An 18,295-nucleotide genomic window follows, 5' to 3' on the forward strand; every position below is an offset into this window, starting at 1 on the left:
TCTGGAGATGGGCTCCGAGCCCGCTCGTCGCTGGGACAGGGCATGATAGTGATGTGCCGGAACTACCGGAAGTCGAAGCCCTCGCCGCCTTCCTGCGGGAGAACGCGGCCGGCAAGGTCGTCGCGCGTATCGACGTCGCGACCATCAGCGTCCTCAAGACGTTCGATCCGCCGCTGACCGCGTTCGGCGGCCTGAGCGTCACCTCGATCAGCCGCCACGGCAAGTTCCTCGACCTCGACTGCGATGGCCTGCACCTCGTCGTGCATCTCGCTCGAGCCGGCTGGCTGCGCTGGAGCGATTCGCTCTCTCCGCGGCCCATGAAGCCGGGAAAGGGCCCGCTGGCGCTGCGAGTCCGGTTCGCCGACGGTTCGGGCTTCGACCTCACCGAGGCCGGGACTCGCAAGAAGCTGGCGGTGTACGCCGTACGGGACGTCACGGACGTCCCCGGCATCGCGCGCCTCGGTGTGGACCCACTGTCCGACGAGTTCACACAGGACCGGCTCGCCAGCCTCCTCGCCGCAGCCGGCCGCAGCCAGATCAAGGGTGTGCTGCGCGACCAATCCGTCATCGCGGGCATCGGCAATGCCTACTCCGACGAGGTGCTGCACGCCGCCCGGCTCTCTCCCTTCCACCCGGCTTCCACGCTGACCGAGGAGGAGACGGCCGCGCTGCATGCCGTGATCGTCGGTGAGCTGTCCGCGGCCCTGGAGCGCGCGCACGGGCTGGCGGCTCGCGACCTCAAGGACTCGAAAAGGTCCTCGATGCGAGTGCACGGCAGGGCCGGCGAGACGTGCCCCGTCTGTGGTGACACGGTGCGGGAGGTGTCGTTCGCCGATTCCAGCCTGCAGTACTGCGCCACGTGCCAGACCAGCGGGAAGATCCTGGCGGATCGCAGGATGTCGCGACTGCTGAAGTGAGCGGCACGGCCCGAGCCACGAGGTGTGGGCCGCCGGTCCCCGGGTACGGAGCAGGGCATGACCACGAGCACAGCGATACCCGAAGTCAAACTCACCGACGGACACGACGTGCCCATCCTCGGCTTCGGCACCTGGCAGATGACGGGGGACGTCGCCTACCACGCTGTCCTGGACGCCCTGAAGGCGGGCTACCGTCACCTGGACACGGCCACCGCCTACGACAACGAGGCCCAGGTGGGCCGCGCCTTGCGCGACAGCGGCCTGGCGCGCGAGGACGTGTTCATCACGACCAAGCTGCCCCCTGGCAGGGCCGGAGAGGAACGTGCCACGCTCTCGGCAAGCCTGCGCGAACTCGGCGTCGACTACGTCGACCTGTGGCTTGTCCACTGGCCGCCGGACGGGCAACCGGCTCCCGGAACCTGGGCCGAGTTCATCGCCCTGCGCGACGAGGGTCTTACCCGGTCGATCGGTGTCAGCAACTACAGCACCGGCCACCTCGACCAGCTTGTCGACGCCACGGGCGTGGCTCCGGCGGTCAACCAGATCAAATGGAGTCCGTTGCTGCACGACCCGGCGCGCCTCGCGGAACTTCGTGATCGCGGCGTCGCGGTCGAGGGCTACAGCCCGTTCCGGGCCGGCGACCTTGATGCCTCCGAGCTCGTCGAGATCGCCGAGCGGCACGGGATCACCCCCGCGCAGGTGGTGCTGCGCTGGCATATCCAGCACGAGATCGTCGTCATCCCGAAGAGCCAGGATCCGGATCGGCTCCGGTCCAATCTCGACGTCTTCGGCTTTTCGCTCACCGACGACGAGATGTCCCGCATCGACGGCCTTGCCCGCTGAGCCGGATCCCCTGGCATGGGTTAAGGTCGCTATCGCGTCCGATTTGTCCGTTATCAGCGACCATAAACCCTGGCATGCGCCGGTGAGCAGCGCCTGAGGATACGCTTCAGGAATGACGACCGATGTGACACGCCGCATACCGGTGATGGCCGACGTCGCCAAGGTCGCGGGTGTTTCGCACCAGACCGTTTCGCGGGTGCTCAACGATCATCCCAATGTCCGGCCGGAGACTCGAGACCGCGTCCTCGCGGCGATCGCGCAGCTAGGCTACCGGCGCAACCTCTCCGCTCGGGCCTTGGTGACGCGGCAGACCAACACGCTCGGCGTGGTGGCCTTCGACACCACCCTCTACGGTCCGGCCAGCACACTCTTCGGCATCGAGCAGGCAGCACGCGACGCGGGCTACTTCGTGAGCATCGTGAGCCTGAAGAACATCACTCGGCGCAACCTCGACGAGGCCCTCGACTATCTCGTCGAGCAAGCGGTGGACGGCTTGATCGTCATCGCGCCGCAGCGAAGTGCGGCCGAGGCCCTGGCGGGCTTGCCGCCGACGTTACCGGCCGTTGCCGTGGAAGGAGGCGAGGCAGGAACCCTGCCCGTCGTGGCTGTGAATCAGGCGGAGGGCGCCGTTCTGGCCACACGGCATCTTCTCGACCTCGGCCCCTCCACCGTCTGGCACGTCGCGGGCCCGTCGGACTGGCTCGAGGCGGAGGGCCGCGTGCACGGCTGGCGGCAGACGCTCATCGACGCCGGAGCGCCCGTACCCGAGCTCCTCAGGGGCGATTGGAGCCCGCGCTCCGGTTACGAAGCAGGCAAGCGGCTTGCCGAGGCGGCACGGAGTGCCGCCGGACCACCGATCGAGGCCGTCTTCGTCGCCAACGACCAGATGGCCCTGGGCATGCTGCGGGCGTTCGGCGAAGCGGGCATCCGCGTACCCGGCGACGTGCGCCTGGTGGGGTTCGACGACATCCCAGAGGCGGAGTTCTTCAGCCCGCCGCTCAGCACGGTGCGCCAGGACTTCACCGAGGTAGGCCGTCGAAGTATCGACATGGTGCTTGCCGAGATCCAGGGTGGTGCCCACCGCGGCGACGGCAGGCAGGCGATCGTGCCTCCTGATCTCATTGTCCGGTCCAGCTCAGGTCCGAGCGACGACGGCTCCGGCTGACGCGAACCGGACGTCCTCTACCGCATCGTCGGTGAGTGAGTTATTCTGACCGCATTGTGAACGCTAACAACACTCTCGGAGTCGACGCTCCCGTCGACGACCGCTATACCATCGGCGTGGACTACGGCACGCTCTCCGGGCGCGCCGTCGTCGTGCGCGTGTCCGATGGCGCCGAAATGGGCAGCGCGGTGCACGAGTACCGCCATGCCGTCGTGGACCGCACACTGCCTGGCACCGGTGAGAAACTGCCTCCCGACTGGGCGCTGCAAGTTCCGTCCGACTACGTGGACGTGCTCAAGACCGCCGTTCCACAGGCTGTCGCGGCCGCAGGGATCGATCCTGGCCAGGTGGTCGGTATCGGCACCGATTTCACCGCGTGCACGGTATTGCCCGCGCGAGCGGACGGAACACCGCTGTGCGAGCTGCCCGAATATGCCGACCGCAAGCACGCCTACGTCAAGCTGTGGAAACACCACGCGGCACAGCCACACGCGGACCGCATCAACAAGGTCGCGGCGGAGCGCGGCGAGAGGTGGCTCCCGCGGTACGGGGGGCTGATCTCCTCGGAGTGGGAGTTTGCCAAGGCCCTCCAGGTACTCGAAGAGGACCCGGAGATCTACCAGGCGATGGACCGGTGGCTGGAGGCAGCCGACTGGATCGTCTGGCAGCTCTGCGGCACCTACGTGCGCAACGCGTGCACTGCCGGCTACAAGGGGATCCTGCAAGACGGGTCATATCCCAGCCAGGAGTACCTCCGCGCGCTGAATCCGGACTTCGCGGGCTTCGTCGCCGAGAAGCTGGAGCACCCCATCGGCCAGCTCGGAGAGCGGGCCGGCGTCCTCACTGCCCAAGCCGCTGGTTGGACCGGCTTGCGCGAGGGCATCGCGGTCGCCGTGGGTAACGTCGACGCGCACGTGACGGCCCCGGCGGCCAAGGCCGTGGAGCCGGGCCAGATGGTCGCCATCATGGGTACGTCGACGTGCCACGTCATGAACAGCGACGTCCTGAAAGACGTCCCGGGGATGTGCGGGGTGGTGGACGGAGGGATCGTCGCCGGGCTGTGGGGATACGAGGCCGGCCAGAGCGGCGTGGGTGACATCTTCGCGTGGTTCGCCGATACGAGCGTTCCCTCGGAGTACACCGCTGAGGCGAAGCGGCGCGGCATCTCCATCCACGACTATCTCACCGAGCTGGCGGCCAGGCAGCGCGTCGGCGAACACGGACTGATCGCCCTCGACTGGCACAGTGGCAACCGGTCCGTTCTCGTCAACCACGAGCTCTCCGGCGTGGTGGTCGGGCAGACACTTGGCACGCGACCCGAGGACACCTATCGCGCACTCCTCGAATCGACGGCCTTCGGCACCCGCACCATCATCGAGACCTTCCAGACCTCCGGTGTACCGGTCACCGAACTGGTGGTCGCCGGAGGGCTACTCAAGAACCAGTTCCTGATGCAGCTCTACGCGGACGTGACCGGCCTGCCGCTGAGCACCATCGGCTCCGACCAGGGACCGGCTCTGGGCTCGGCCATCCACGCCGCGGTCGCGGCCGGTGCGTATTCGGATGTCCGGGAGGCTTCGGCAACCATGGGCAAGATCGAACGCGGCGTCTACGTACCGGATCCCAGCCGATCGAAGGCATACGACGCGCTGTTCGCGGAGTACATGAGGCTGCATGACCACTTCGGCCGCGGGGGCGACGACGTCATGCGCCGCCTCCGGGAGATCCGACGGCAGGCGGTGGCGCCGTGAACACGCCAACCGCCACGGAAGCACAGGCTGTCGTCGAACAGGTTCGCCAGGAGGTGTGCGCCCTGCACGCGGAACTGGTGCGCTACGGGCTTGTGGTCTGGACCGCGGGCAACGTCTCCGGCCGCGTGCCCGGCCAGGACCTGTTTGTGATCAAGCCCAGCGGCGTCGGGTACGACGAACTCACTCCCGCGTCCATCGTCGTCTGTGACCTCGACGGCAACCTCGTGGACGGTGAGCTGGCACCGTCCAGCGATACCGCCGCGCACGCGTATGTGTACCGGCATCGGCCCGACGTCGGTGGCGTGGTCCACACCCACTCGACCTACGCGTCGGCCTGGGCGGCGCGCGGGGAGGCGATCCCGTGCGTCCTCACCGCCATGGCCGACGAGTTCGGCGGCGAGATTCCGGTCGGCCCGTTCGCTCTGATCGGTGACGACTCCATCGGCCGTGGCATCGTGGAGACTCTTGAGGGCCACCGTTCGTCCGCCGTACTGATGCGCAGCCACGGCGTCTTCAGCATCGGCAAGAACGCGCGGGCGGCGGTGAAGGCCGCCGTCATGTGTGAGGACGTCGCCCGCACCGTGCACATCGCCCGGCAGCTAGGCGATCCGGTCGCCATTCCCCAGTCCGACGTCGACCGGCTCTACGACCGCTACCAGAACGTCTACGGCCAGGGTGACACCGAACGTCCACACGGCAGCACAGCATGAAGGAGTTCGAGATGAAGCCGGAGCCGGCCCAGCGTGAGGTGTGGTTCCTCACCGGCAGCCAGGGTCTCTATGGGGAGGACACCCTGCGGCAGGTGGCGAGCCAGTCGCAGGAGGTCGCTCGCGCCCTGGAGAGCACCGGAACGATGCCGGTGCGCGTGGTGTGGAAGCCCGTGCTCACCGACTCGGAGGCGATCAGGCGACTGTGCCTGGAAGCCAACTCCTCGGACAGCTGCGTCGGCGTGATCGCCTGGATGCACACGTTCTCCCCTGCCAAGATGTGGATCAACGGGCTGTCGGTCTTGGACGTGCCGCTCGCACACCTGCACACCCAGGCCAACGCCAGTCTCCCGTGGTCCGAGCTCGACATGGACTTCATGAACCTCAACCAGGCCGCGCACGGCGACCGGGAGTTCGGGTACATCCAGACCCGGGTGGGACTAGCTCGCAAGACCGTGGCGGGCCACGTGAGCGATCCCGCCGTCGCTGCCCGCTTGGCGACCTGGGCCCGGGCGGCACTGGGCCTGGCCGAGATCCGCTCGCTGCGCCTCGCCCGGTTCGGCGACAACATGCGCGACGTCGCGGTCACCGAAGGCGACAAGGTCGACGCTCAGATCCGATTCGGCGTGTCGGTCAACACGTACGGCGTGAACGACCTCGTCGACGTGGTCGATCAGATTTCTGATGCCGAGATCGACGCATTGGTTGCGGAGTACGACGACGCCTACGACCTGGTGGCCGATCTGCGCAAGGACGGTGACCGGCACGAGTCGCTGCGCTACGCCGCGCGGATCGAGGCCGGCCTCCGGCAGTTTCTCACCGACGGTGGTTTCCGCGCCTTCACCACCAATTTCGAGGACCTGGGCGGGCTGCGGCAGCTTCCGGGACTCGCCGTCCAGAGGCTGATGGCCGACGGCTACGGGTTCGGCGGCGAAGGCGACTGGAAGACATCCGTGCTCCTGCGGACACTGAAGGCCATGGCCGTGGGCGTTCCCGGCGGCACGTCGTTCATGGAGGACTACACCTACCACTTCGGCCCTGGGCAGCCGAAGGTTCTCGGCGCCCACATGCTGGAGGTCTGCCCGAGCATCGCGGCCGGCATGCCGTCCTGCGAGATCCACCCATTGGGCATCGGGAATCGGGAAGACCCGGTCCGGCTCGTCTTCGATGCCCGGCCCGGCCCGGCCGTGGTCGTCGGGCTCGCGGACGCCGGCGAGCGATTCCGGCTCGTGGCCAACACGATCGACGTCGTAGCCCCGGACGAGCCCCTGCCGAAACTGCCTGTGGCCCGGGCCGTCTGGACGCCGCACCCCGACCTGCCGACCTCCGCGGAAACCTGGATCACCGCGGGTGCGCCGCATCACACCGTGCTGTCCGCGGCGGTCGGCGTGGAAGAGCTCACCGACTTCGCAGACATGGTGTCGACGGAGTTGCTCGTCATCGACCAGAACACCACTCAGCGGCAGTTCGTCAACGAGATGCGCTGGAACCAGGCGTACTACCGGCTCGCCCAGGGCTTCTGACATCGCCACCGGGCGAGAGGGCGGCCCGGTGCCTGAGCTGAGGGGCCGCGAGGAAGGGCGTGCCGCGCAGTGAGCGGGCACGCGAACCCGCCGACGGCAGGAATTCCGTGGACTCGTCGTCGCCCCTGTCACCGCTCACGGTGTCAGCACGACGGTCCCCGCGTAAGAGAACCCACCGCCGAAGCCAAAGAGAAGCGTGGCGCCACCCGAAGGCAAAGCTCCGGCCGCGTGCAGCTTCGACCAGGCCAGCGGGATGCTTGCTGCGGATGTGTTCCCCGACTCGCGGACATCGGTCGCGACCACGGCTCCCGTGAGGCCGAGCTGCTCGGCCAGAGGTTCGATGATTCGCAGATTCGCCTGATGCGGAATGAACACGGCGATGTCTTCGGCCTTCAGGCCCGCGGCGGCGATGGCCTCGCGCGCGTACTGAGCTGCCTCGGTGACTGCCCAGCGGAACACCTTCCGGCCGTCCTGTGCGAACGTCGACGCCGGACGCTCGATCCGAACGGCATCCGCTAAGCCCGGAACGGTACCCCAGATCACCGGCGACACCCCGCCCGCGTCGCTCGCCGTGAGCACCACCGCGCCGGCGCCGTCGCCGACGAGCACGCTGGTCGAGCGGTCAGCCCAGTCGGTGACATCGGACATCCGCTCCGAGCCGATCACCACCGCCGTCCGTGCTCGGCCCGTGGTGATCGCCTGCGCAGCGAGCGCAAAGGCGTGCACGAACCCGGAACACGCCGCGTTCACATCGAAACCCGCGGCGCCGTCAAGCTCCATTGCCTCGATGACCCGTCCCGCCGTGCTCGGCGAACGGTCGAGGTTCGAGCAGGTCGCGACCACCACCAGGCCGACACCGTCCCGGCTGATCCCTGAGTGGCGCAACGCGTCCCGCGCGGCGGCGACCGCCATGTCCACCACGCTCTCGTCACCGGCAAAGCGCCGCGCGACGATCCCGACACGCTTCCTGATCCACTCGTCATTCGTGTCCACGAACTCTGCCAGATCATCGTTGGTCACGACACGTGTGGGCTGATAATGGCCGAGTCCTGCCACCCGAACCGGTAGGGCAAGACCCTCATGAGCCGACTTCACAGAAGTGATTCTCTCTTACGAGATGACTCACGAGGGAGGCAGGCATGAAGGGTGCGCGATCAGCGGCCCGAGGCGAGAAAGAGCAGTGCGCGACCATACGCTTCCTCGGCGCTCTTCGCCTCGCGGGTGACCTTGCGGCCGTCGATGTCGAGGACGACGGTGAATCGACCACCGTCATGGACGAGCTCGCCGAAGGCGCCGCCGAGCCGTTCTCGTAGCTGGCTCTCGGTCGGGAGCCAGAGCGCGGCGTCCTTCTCGACGCTGTCGAGGGCCCACTCGACCGTTCCGTTGAAGCCGATCACACGCCCGGAAGGGAACTCGTGGACATCCGCCACCATGCTGCTGACGACGAAGACCTCGTCGTCCATGTCGCGGTCCATGATGATGAAGTGGTCGCCTTTGCACGGCTCCCAGCGCAGACCGGCGTCACGAAGCTCTCTGGCCAGTTCGACAGAGATCATCCACCCATTGTGCAACGGAGAGTGCACCTGATGCCCGGATCCGCCGGCTGGCAGCGAACTTCCCGCGGCTACGCGAACGGGTTGGGAACGCCGTCGGGGAGCACCTCGACGGAACGTTCACCCTCACCCGCCATCACGTACGCGCCATCCTCGAGCCGCTTGATCAGGCCACGGGTCCACTCGGCGCTGCTGTCGGCGTTGTGCAGCCACAGCCGCATCACCTCACCGATGTGACCCCACTCCTCGGGTGACGCGTGCGGGGTCCAGTACTCCACGACCTCTTTGCGCCACCCCTCAAGCGTAGCCAGGCGCTCCCGCAGTAGGCCGATGGCTTCGTCTCGGCGGAGATCGACGATGAAGCCGACGCCGGCGGTCAGCACGTCGATCTTCTGGTCATGACCCCGCAGTGCTTCGCGCAGCAGTTCCAGGTACTTCGTTTCACCGTCGGGCGTCAGCTCGTACTCGGTGCGAGGCGGCCCGCCCGCGGTGCTCGGCGCGGTCTCGTGGGCCAGGAGGAGTTCTTCTTTCGCCAGCTGCTTGAGGGCGTGGTAGATGGATCCAGGCTTGGCCGACGACCACTCATGGGCGCCCCAGAACTCCAGGTCGTTGCGGACCTGGTAGCCGTGCGCCCGTCCGCGCTGGCGGACAGCACCGAGGACGAGCAGTCGCATCACCGACACTGGGGCCTCCGTTCGCTCGCTCCGGACCAGCGTATCCGTCGGCTATCGGTCACACCGACACCATCTCATCAAGTTTGACTAGTCGGGAATACGCGGCTACTCTCTAGTGCTGGTCAAATTTGACTACTGGAGGTGTGCGGTGCACGTACCGGACGGAACAGCGGCGATCGTCGCCGAAGGACTGACCAAGACCTACGGAGAGAAGGAAGCGCTCAACGGACTCGACCTGACCGTCGCGCGCGGAACAGTGCACGGGATTCTCGGTCCCAACGGTGCAGGCAAGACCACCCTGGTTCGCATTCTCGCCACTCTCCTCCGGCCAACCAGCGGTCACGCTTTCGTGGCCGGTTACGACGTGACGGCCCACGCCGACGAGGTGCGGTACAGAATCGGCCTGCTCGGCCAGCACGCGGCGCTCGACGAAGAGCTGAGCGGGCCGCAGAACCTGCACCTGTTCGGCCGCCTCTATCACCTCGGCAGTCGCGGCGCCGCCAGGCGAGCCGACGAACTGCTGGCTCAATTCGACCTGGCCGATGTGGGGAAGAAGCCGGTCAAGCAGTACAGCGGTGGCATGCGCCGACGGCTGGACCTTGCCGCAAGCCTGATCATGTCGCCCGAGATCCTCTTCCTCGACGAACCCACCTCGGGGTTGGACCCACGCGGGCGAACCGAGGTATGGAACGCCGTTCGCTCGCTCCTCGAAAGCGGCACGACGGTACTCCTGACCACGCAATACCTCGAGGAGGCCGACCAGCTGGCGGATCGGATCTCAATAGTCGACCAGGGACGGATCATCGCCGACGGAACGGCCGGCCAACTCAAGTCGCGACTCGGAGCCGACCGGATCGACGTCGTTCTGCACAGCACCGACGACATCGAGCAAGCGACGACGATCATCTGCCGGGCTACCGGCGCGGACGAGGCGACCCCCGACGCGTACCGCCGGCTGATCAGCGCACCCGTGAAGGATCGAATGTCCGCGCTGTCCGGGGTGGTACGAGCCCTCGAGGACGCGGGCGTGAAGACGGAGGACATCGCCTTGCGGCGGCCGACCCTTGACGAGGTCTTCATCAGCCTCACCGGCGAGCACCACGGCGACCACAACACGCAGGAGGTCCACGCATGACCACACTTCAGCCCTCGACCTTCATCACCGCCGGAGGTCGGATGAAAAGACTGCTCGCCGATTCCTCCGCGATGACCTGGCGCGGCTTCGCCCAATGGGCCCGTACTCCCGGTCAGTTCGCCGTCGGCCTCGCGTTTCCAGTGATGATGCTGGTGATGTTCGCCTACTTCCTGGGCGGCGGCATGGCCGTGGAAGGCGGCGGGAACTACACCGAGTTCCTGGTGCCTGGCATGTTCGCCCTGACCATGGCGTTCGGACTGGAGGGGACGATGACCTCGATCACCCAGGACATCAACAAGGGTGTGCTCGACCGGTTTCGTTCCATGCCGATCGCGCAATCGTCGATGCTCGTCGGGCGAAGCCTGCTCGACATGATCAATTCTGCCGCCAGCTTGGCGGTCATGGTCGGCGCGGGCCTCCTCATGGGCTGGCGCTGGCACGGAACACTGACCGAGGCGTTGGCAGCACTGGGGCTGCTCCTGCTGCTCCGCTTCGCCATGCTGTGGGTGGGTATCTACCTCGGACTGGTAGCCGGCAGGTCGGAGCTCGTGCAGGCGGTGCAGATCCTGACCTGGCCGGTGGTGTTCCTCTCCAACGCGTTCACCTCGCCGGAGACGATGCCGGCCTGGATGGGCACCATCGCCGAGTGGAATCCCATGTCGGCTACCGCGGGAGCGGTCCGAGAGCTGTTCGCCAACCCCGGCTGGACCGTGACCGGCTCATGGGTCACCGACAACGTGGTACTCATGGCCGTGGTGTGGCCGATCGCTCTCATGCTGGTCTTCGCGCCGCTGGCGGTGCGGAAGTTCACGGCGTTGAGCCGGTAGGAGTGCGGAACTCGGGTGCGCCTCTGACGGCCAGGCGTACCCGAGCTTCTGCGATACTGAACATTGGCCAAATGTCCGCGTCACCAGGGAGAACCGGTCGGATGCCTGTCACGATGCGCGAGGTGGCACAGCGCGCGGGCGTCTCTGTCAAGACCGTCTCCAACGTGGTCAACGGCTATCCCTACATCCGTGAAGCGACCCGATCACGGGTGATCGAGGCGATCGACGCGCTCGGCTACCAGATGAACATCTCCGCCCGGAGCCTCCGCGCCAGCCGCACGGGCATCATCGCCCTCGCCGTCCCGGAGCTGCGGATGCCGTACTTCGCCGAACTCTCCGAAGCCGTCATCCGCATCGCCCGGGAGAACGATCTCACCGTCCTGATCGAGCAGACCGGCGCGGAGCGGGAGCGGGAACTGGCTCTCCTCTCCAGCGCACGAGGCCATCTGGTCGATGGCGTGATCTTCAGCCCGCTGGCGCTCGGCGCCGACGACGCGGACCGGCTCAACGTCCCGTTCCCGATGGTCTTACTGGGAGAGCGGATCTTCCGCGGCCCGGTGGACCACGTGTCGATCGACAATGTCGCGGCTTCCCGGGAGGTCGTCCGGCACCTGATCAGCAACGGGCGAAGGAGGATAGCTCTCATCGGAATGATCTCCCATGAGGGCGTGGGCACGGCGGCGTTGCGCTTCCAGGGATACCTCGAGGCATTGGCGGAAGCCGGTCTGGCGCCATCACCCGAGCTCGTGCTTCCCGCCGGTCCGTGGAACCGGTCGGCCGGCGCTGAGGCGACGAACCGACTGCTCGACTCCGGCGTCGAGTTCGACGCCGTGTTCGGCCTCAACGACACGCTCGCTCTCGGTGCGCTCCGGGCCCTGCTCAGCCGCGGGATCCGGGTGCCCAACGACGTCGCGGTGGCCGGCTTCGACGACATCGAGGAGACCAGGTTCAGCACGCCGACGTTGACCACTGTCGACCCAGGCCGCGATCAGATCGCCAGGACCGCCGTCGAGCTCCTCGTTTCGCGGATGAAAGGGCAGAACGATGAGGTACGGCCACGGGAGATCTTCGCCGACTACGCGTTGCATCCCCGCCAATCCACGGGCGAGCCCCTGACGGGATGAAGTGGGACCAGGCGTGCAGAATGTCGGCTCTTGACGGCCGGCAGCGGTCACGGCATGCTTTCTACATCGATGTAGAACATGTAAACCCCAGCGTCGCGACCGCTGCGTGCAGCTGTTGCGTGAGCGCTCACATCGGTATTGACCAGGCACCCGACCAAGCCGTCAGCCGGCCAAGCAGGAGATCCTCATGACCACAGCAACCATCGTCCTCGATCCCGCGTTCCGGGTGGCGCCGGTCAACCGGCGCACCTTCGGAACGTTCGTCGAGCACCTCGGCAGGTGCGTCTACACCGGCATCTTCGAGCCTGGCCATCCGAAGGCCGACGACGACGGGTTCCGGGAGGACGTTCTTGCCCTGGTCCGGGAACTCGGCGTATCCACGGTCCGGTATCCGGGCGGCAACTTCGTCTCCGGCTACCGATGGGAAGACGGCGTCGGGCCACTGGAAAGCCGGCCGCGGCGGCTCGATCTCGCCTGGAAGAGCATCGAGACGAACGAGTTCGGGCTGAACGAGTTCATGCGCTGGACCCGCAAGGCGGGACTCGAGCCGATGATGGCGCTCAACCTCGGCACACGCGGCGTTCAGGAGGCGCTTGACCTCCTCGAATACGCCACGCATCCGTCCGGCACCCACTTGTCCGAGTTGCGCCGGGAACACGGAGAGAAGGACCCGCACGACATCGGACTCTGGTGTCTCGGCAACGAGCTCGACGGACCATGGCAGATCGGGCACAAGACGGCACATGAATACGGTCGCCTGGCGGCCGAGTCGGCGCGCGCCATGAAGATGGTCAAGCCCGACCTGGAACTCGTCGCGTGCGGCAGCTCATCGTCGGGGATGCCGACGTTCGGAAGCTGGGAGGCGGAGGTACTCGAGGAGGCGTTCGAGTACGTCGACCACATCTCCTGCCACGCCTACTACCAGGAGACCGACGGCGACCTGGGTTCTTTCCTCGCCTCCGCGGTCAACATGGACCACTTCATCGGATCAGTGGCCGCTACCGCCGACCATGTCGCGGCCAAACGCAAGAGCGACAAGAGGATCGGCATCTCGTTCGACGAGTGGAACGTCTGGTACCAGAGCCACATGCACGAGGCCGGGCCCCGGGACGAGTGGGAGATCGCTCCCCGGCTCATCGAGGACGAGTACAACGCCGCCGATGCCGTCGTCGTCGGGAGCCTTCTCATCTCCTTGCTCCGCAACACCGACCGGGTGGCCGTCGCCTGCCAGGCACAACTGGTCAACGCCATCGCACCCATCCGCAGTGAGCCCGGTGGGGCGGCCTGGCGGCAGACCATCTTCCATCCGTTCGCACTGACCTCGCGAATGGCTGCCGGGGAGGTGCTGCGCGCCGAGATCACCGCCCCATCGGTCCAGACAGCGAAGTACGGCGAGGTGCCCGCCGTGGACGCCGTCGCCACGTACGACGAGGCCTCGGGCGACGTCGCGGTGTTCATGGTCAACCGGCACACCGGCTCGGACATCACCGTCGAGCTCGACGCCCGAGCGTTCGGCTCCGGCTCCGTCGATGAAGCTGTAGGAATCTACGAGGCGGACGTGTATTCGACCAACACCGAGGCCGAGCCGGAGCGGGTTGTGCCCAAGCCGAACACGTCCGTTCGCCTGGACGGCGGCAAGTTGCGTGCCGTCCTGCCGAAGGCGTCGTGGACGGCCGTCAAGCTCTCGGCGCGGACCTGACCGTTCCCCCGGAGCAGGCTCACACCGGCTGAAGGCGGCCGCCGCCGTGCCGTTGCGCCTCAGGCGCCGGCCGTTCGACCACGCTTTCGGAACCGTGCCACCCCGGCGCCTCGCTGCTGAGCAGCTGCCGAGGTGTACTGGCAGCGATCCTGCGTGTGTCGTGCGACAGGTGTGCCTGGTCGGCATAGCCGGCCAGGTACGCGAGCGAGGCCAGGTCGGCACCGGCGCCATTCGGCGAGGAGGCGAGCGCCATGAACCGCTGCAACCGGAGGATTCCTCGCAACGTGGACGGCGGATATCCGAAGGTGTCCCGGCTGCGGCGCTGCAGCTGGCGATCCGTGGTGCCGACGGCGTCCGCAAGGTCTGCGATGGACCATGAGCGCCGCGCGAGCGCGGCCGTGAGATTCGCGGAGAACGGCTCCGGCTGACCGCGGTCGGCCAGCCAGCGTCCGGCCGCCTCCTCCAGCAGGACCGCCCGGGCGTCCAGGGAGCCCGCCTCGCCAAGCCGTTCAGCCAGCCGGCGAGCCGGCGCGGACCCGATGAGATCCTCCAGCCCCACCCGGCGGTTGAGCAACTGCCTGGCGGAGACTCGGAAGAGACCGGCCGCCACACCCGGGCGCAGCCGGACCCCAGCCGTTTCGGCCCCCGCCGGCAGGCCGAACGACCAAGCCGTCGTCTCTGGACCGCAGACCACGATCCGGCCGTCATTCAGCCACAACACGTCGACACATGCGTCGGGCACCAGGAGATGACGGCCGGTTGGCCGGGCGGTCCAGCGGCATACGAGAGCGGATCGCATGTCCGCCGCGACGGGAACGGGCCGGTACCACATCATGTGCCCACAGTATGGCGGACCACCGACACGGCCGGCCTCACGGAGGCACCACTCGGCGCGCATTGACCAGGCCCGCTATCGGCGAGTCTAGATGGGTCTAGCAGCTTCCCTAGATTGTGCTAGATGCCCCGATCATGCGGCAAAGTAACGACACGATCGCCCCATCTACCGATGTCTAAGGAATCCACTAGATGATGCCATAGTGTTCGATCATGGATCCGGTACGGAACCCCTATGCACCCGGCGCAGGTCAGCGACCGCCCGAACTCGCCGGCCGCGACCGCGAACTGGACCAGTTCGACGTCGTCCTGGAGCGCATCGCCAGGGGTAGGCCAGAACGTTCGCTGGTGCTCACAGGCCTGCGAGGCGTGGGCAAGACCGTCCTCCTGAACGCCCTGCGATCACAGGCCATCAAGCGGCTGTGGGGGACCGGCAAGATCGAGGCGCGGCCCGATCAGTCCATTCGCAGACCCCTCTCCAGCGCCTTGCACATGGCGGTTCGCGAGCTCACTCCGCGCCACCGCGATCCCGACCACATCGAGACGTTCCTGGGCGTCCTCAAGGCCTTCGCGTTGCGCTCGGGCGGGGAGAACACCAAACTGCGGGACCGCTGGCACCCAGGCATCGACGTCCCGGCCGCATCGGGCCGGGCAGACACAGGCGACATCGAGGTCGACCTGGTCGAATTGCTGGTCGACGCGGCCGGCGTGGCGCGTGACGTCGGGTCCGGAATCGCCATCTTCATCGACGAGATGCAGGACATTCCCGCAGCGGACGTCTCGGCTCTGTGCGCCGCGTGCCATGAGCTGTCACAGCAGGCACTGCCCCTCGTCGTGGTCGGAGCGGGACTGCCTCACCTACCGGCGGTCCTGTCCGCGTCCAAGTCCTATTCCGAACGGCTCTTCCGCTACGTGCGGATCGACCGGCTGGATCGTGAGGCTGCTGACTTCGCGTTGGTTGCTCCTGCGGAAGAGGAGGGCGTCACCTACGAACGCACCGCCCTGGACGCCCTGTACGAAGCAACCGACGGTTACCCGTACTTCGTCCAGGCCTACGGCAAGGTGACGTGGGACCACGCACCGACCATTCCGATCACCGAGAACGACGTCCGGGTCGCCGCACCGGACGCCGCTGCCGAGCTTGCCGTCGGCTTCTTCGGCTCACGATACGAACGCGCCACGCCTGCAGAACGGGAGTACCTGCAGGCCATGGCGGCGCTGTCCCGGCTTACCGACGGCACGGTCGCCACCGCCGAGATCGCCGCCCATCTCGGCCGGAAGCCGTCGTCCTTGTCGCCCGCACGCGACTCTCTGATCAAGAAAGGCCTCGTCTACTCGGCCGAGCGCGGAAGCATCGCGTTCACGGTCCCGCACTTCGGCATCTACCTTCGCGAGCACGCGCCGGTCGAGTGAGCCGCTACTCCTCTATAGCCGTCTCTTGCGCAGAGGCTAGATAGGGCTAGAGGCTCACAGACGGGCATATGCTGGACTCACCAGGTGCCGTAATCGTCGCAGACGATCTGCTCCTCCGGAATTTGCTGTTCACGCAATCTGCGAAGCGCAGCCTGAACCATCGAGGAGGGTCCGGCGAGGTAGACGTCGTGATGCCGCCAGTCACCGTAGGCGGAGACGATGTTGCCCATCAGGTCGGGACTGCGGTCTTCCGGCCCTTCTGGTGACACCACCGGGACGACGGTGAGCCTGCGGTACCGCACACCGATGGACTCCAGGTGCGGCAGCGCGTACAGGCTGTCGCGGTCGCGCCCGGCGTAGAACACATGAACGCGACGACCGTCCAGACGCTGCTCGAGCTCCTGCAGGCCGGCCAGGATCGGCGCGATGCCGACACCGCCGGCGATGCACAGCAGGTCCCGCTCAGAACGCGGATTGGCGAGGTCGTAGCCCTGAGGGGCACCCAGCTTCAGGATGTCCCCTGCCTCGGTGCGCCACACCAGCGCGCTACTCACCCAGCCGGCGCCTACCGCGCGCACGTGGAACTCGACCAGGCCGTCGTCACGAGGAGCGGAGGCCATCGAGTACGCGCGCCACATCTTAGGCCGTCGGGAGGAGGAGACATAGCAGTACTGGCCGGGCCGGTAGGGGAAGTCCGTGTGAGGGCGGGCCTGGATGATCGCCAGGTCGTCGAGCAAACGGCGATGGAACACCACTTCGGCGTCCCACCACGAGGGCCACATGACGCTGTCCCGCTCCGCGGCTTCCGTCATGATCATGGCCATGGCGTCGTAGGCGTGGATCCAGGCTTTCTCGTGCCGCTCGGTCCACAGCTCGCCCATCTCCTGCCGGAACGCCAGCACCAGTGCTGTGCCCAGCGGGCCGTAATGCTCGGTGATGACTCCGAACTTGCGGTGGTCGCGCCCTAGCCCTTCCAGATAGGCCACCAGGTCATCGCGGCTCTCCGCGCTACCGACGATGCGGACCAGCGCTCCGACCAGGCGGGATCGCTGGACTTCCATGCTGGCGGGAAAGAGCTCCCGCAGGGTCGGGTGACTGGCGAACAGATTGGAATAGAACCGCTGTGCGAGCTTGTCGAGCTTGCCCTCGGTCATCTCGATGGTCCCGCGCAGGGCCACGGTGTCGAAGCCCATGGGGCTCGCAGGGACCGGCTCCAACCGAGCCGATTGCGCGATCACCGCCGGCTCCGGCGAGGACAGCTGTGTTTCCGGGCCCGACTCGGACGGCTGCGGCGGCTCGGGTGGAAAGGTCAACTCACCTGCCTCAGGTGTGTTTCCAGGTACCGACGAATTCGAGAAGGCCATCAGCGCCCCGGGTGCCTGTCCGTGGCCGACCCCATTGACGGCGGCTCCTGAGTAAGGAAACCGCTCAATACCTTGCCGGTCAGCATCGTTATAAGTCTCGCCCTTGCCGTTGGCCACGGCCGCAGAGTCATTGCCTGCTAGATCCACACCCGGTGCCAGCCCGCCCCCAGCTGGACTCGACGGCACCGGCTCGGTCTCTTCAACCCCCGCCGACGCCGTTGCCACCGCGTCGCGCACATTGCGCGCCACAGTTCCCCGTTTCCCCGTCTCCCGGGAGTGAGTCCACATCGTCATCCTCTCCGCCCCGGTGCTTAACCTAGCGCCCCACACCCCAATTACGTAAGGATCCATCGGTGTTCGCCGGACATATGTAGGCGATGAGGGCATCGCGGGTAGACGTTCGGTGCCTGCAGAGGCGACCCGATTGAACCCGGATCAGCAGGTGGGCGGCCACTTCGAGAGCCGTTGACGGTAACTGAGCGTCACACTGTTTTCGTATGCAACAACCTGATGGGCGTCTCAACATGTGGATAGGACACTCCCGGCGAACTCCCCGATGCGCCTGTCCGCGGACTTTTCACGCGCTCTGCACAGGCACGGGTCGCGCAAGAGTAGCTGCTGGCGGGTGACGCGACGGGGCGCGAGCGCGGCCGAAACCGTTCCCCCGCGACTCCTCCGCGTGGCAAACCGCGCGAAGTGCCCGATCCTGGGGCAGACTAGGACGCTGTGCGTCCACGATGAGAGCAGAGCGTGACTAGAATCACCG

16 protein-coding genes are annotated in these 18,295 nt (G+C 66.9%); 11 read left to right on the plus strand and 5 right to left on the minus strand.

All coding sequences use genetic code 11. From position 1 onward, the window contains the following. Positions 1-53 precede the first annotated feature (53 nt). The 6 genes from G1H11_RS08270 to araA all read left to right on the plus strand — a co-directional run bounded on the left by G1H11_RS08270 (position 54) and on the right by araA (position 6,906). Positions 54-917, plus strand: coding sequence for a DNA-formamidopyrimidine glycosylase family protein (locus G1H11_RS08270; RefSeq protein ID WP_163817976.1), 864 nt, complete (start codon positions 54-56; stop codon positions 915-917). A gap of 57 nt (positions 918-974) precedes the next feature. Then, complete coding sequence (locus G1H11_RS08275) at positions 975-1,760, plus strand: aldo/keto reductase (protein WP_163817978.1); 786 nt, start codon at positions 975-977, stop codon at positions 1,758-1,760. A 112-nt stretch (positions 1,761-1,872) separates the two neighbouring features. Then, positions 1,873-2,925 (plus strand): LacI family DNA-binding transcriptional regulator, encoded by a 1,053-nt coding sequence (locus tag G1H11_RS08280; RefSeq protein WP_216843570.1) that lies wholly within the window; start codon positions 1,873-1,875, stop codon positions 2,923-2,925. A gap of 56 nt (positions 2,926-2,981) precedes the next feature. Beyond that, complete coding sequence (araB, locus tag G1H11_RS08285) at positions 2,982-4,676, plus strand: ribulokinase (protein WP_163817980.1); 1,695 nt, start codon at positions 2,982-2,984, stop codon at positions 4,674-4,676. Further along, on the plus strand, positions 4,673-5,386 hold the full coding sequence (locus G1H11_RS08290) for an L-ribulose-5-phosphate 4-epimerase (protein WP_163817982.1): 714 nt from the start codon (positions 4,673-4,675) through the stop codon (positions 5,384-5,386). The genes araB and G1H11_RS08290 overlap by 4 nt, the downstream gene beginning before the upstream one ends. Before the next feature lie 11 nt (positions 5,387-5,397). Further along, positions 5,398-6,906, plus strand: coding sequence for an L-arabinose isomerase (araA, locus tag G1H11_RS08295; RefSeq protein WP_163817983.1), 1,509 nt, complete (start codon positions 5,398-5,400; stop codon positions 6,904-6,906). Between the two features lie 135 nt (positions 6,907-7,041). On the opposite strand, the gene G1H11_RS08300 is transcribed toward araA, so the two are convergent. The 3 genes from G1H11_RS08300 to G1H11_RS08310 form a co-directional block, all read right to left on the minus strand. Beyond that, entirely contained in the window at positions 7,042-8,001 is a 960-nt protein-coding gene (locus tag G1H11_RS08300) for a beta-ketoacyl-ACP synthase 3 (RefSeq protein WP_163817985.1), read from the minus strand. Between the two features lie 59 nt (positions 8,002-8,060). Beyond that, positions 8,061-8,462 (minus strand): pilus assembly protein CpaE, encoded by a 402-nt coding sequence (locus G1H11_RS08305; protein WP_163817987.1) that lies wholly within the window; start codon positions 8,460-8,462, stop codon positions 8,061-8,063. 68 nt (positions 8,463-8,530) lie between these two features. Continuing rightward, on the minus strand, positions 8,531-9,142 hold the full coding sequence (locus G1H11_RS08310) for a helix-turn-helix transcriptional regulator (protein ID WP_163817989.1): 612 nt from the start codon (positions 9,140-9,142) through the stop codon (positions 8,531-8,533). Between the two features lie 139 nt (positions 9,143-9,281). Between G1H11_RS08310 and G1H11_RS08315 the strand changes: the two genes are divergently transcribed. From G1H11_RS08315 to arfA, 4 genes are all read left to right on the plus strand, one after another. Then, positions 9,282-10,268, plus strand: coding sequence for an ATP-binding cassette domain-containing protein (locus G1H11_RS08315; protein ID WP_163817991.1), 987 nt, complete (start codon positions 9,282-9,284; stop codon positions 10,266-10,268). Then, complete coding sequence (locus tag G1H11_RS08320; RefSeq protein ID WP_163817993.1) at positions 10,265-11,095, plus strand: ABC transporter permease; 831 nt, start codon at positions 10,265-10,267, stop codon at positions 11,093-11,095. Before G1H11_RS08315 ends, G1H11_RS08320 begins: the two co-directional genes overlap by 4 nt. Positions 11,096-11,196: 101 nt before the next feature. Then, on the plus strand, positions 11,197-12,219 hold the full coding sequence (locus G1H11_RS08325) for a LacI family DNA-binding transcriptional regulator (protein WP_163817995.1): 1,023 nt from the start codon (positions 11,197-11,199) through the stop codon (positions 12,217-12,219). Between the two features lie 187 nt (positions 12,220-12,406). Then, the gene (gene arfA / locus G1H11_RS08330; RefSeq protein ID WP_163817997.1) at positions 12,407-13,918 is read left to right on the plus strand and encodes an arabinosylfuranosidase ArfA; all 1,512 of its coding nucleotides are present in this window, start codon (positions 12,407-12,409) and stop codon (positions 13,916-13,918) included. 19 nt (positions 13,919-13,937) lie between these two features. On the opposite strand, the gene G1H11_RS08335 is transcribed toward arfA, so the two are convergent. Beyond that, positions 13,938-14,753, minus strand: a complete 816-nt coding sequence (locus G1H11_RS08335) for a helix-turn-helix transcriptional regulator (protein ID WP_163817999.1) — start codon at positions 14,751-14,753, stop codon at positions 13,938-13,940. Positions 14,754-14,965: 212 nt separating this feature from the next. Between G1H11_RS08335 and G1H11_RS08340 the strand changes: the two genes are divergently transcribed. Beyond that, entirely contained in the window at positions 14,966-16,165 is a 1,200-nt protein-coding gene (locus G1H11_RS08340; RefSeq protein WP_163818001.1) for an ATP-binding protein, read from the plus strand. Between the two features lie 77 nt (positions 16,166-16,242). Here the strand turns inward: G1H11_RS08340 and G1H11_RS08345 are convergent, their stop codons facing one another. After that, complete coding sequence (locus tag G1H11_RS08345) at positions 16,243-17,478, minus strand: globin domain-containing protein (protein WP_163818002.1); 1,236 nt, start codon at positions 17,476-17,478, stop codon at positions 16,243-16,245. Between the last annotated feature and the right edge of the window lie 817 nt (positions 17,479-18,295).

It is taken from the genome of Phytoactinopolyspora alkaliphila, assembly GCF_010550695.1.
In the GTDB taxonomy this organism is placed as follows: domain Bacteria; phylum Actinomycetota; class Actinomycetes; order Jiangellales; family Jiangellaceae; genus Phytoactinopolyspora; species Phytoactinopolyspora alkaliphila.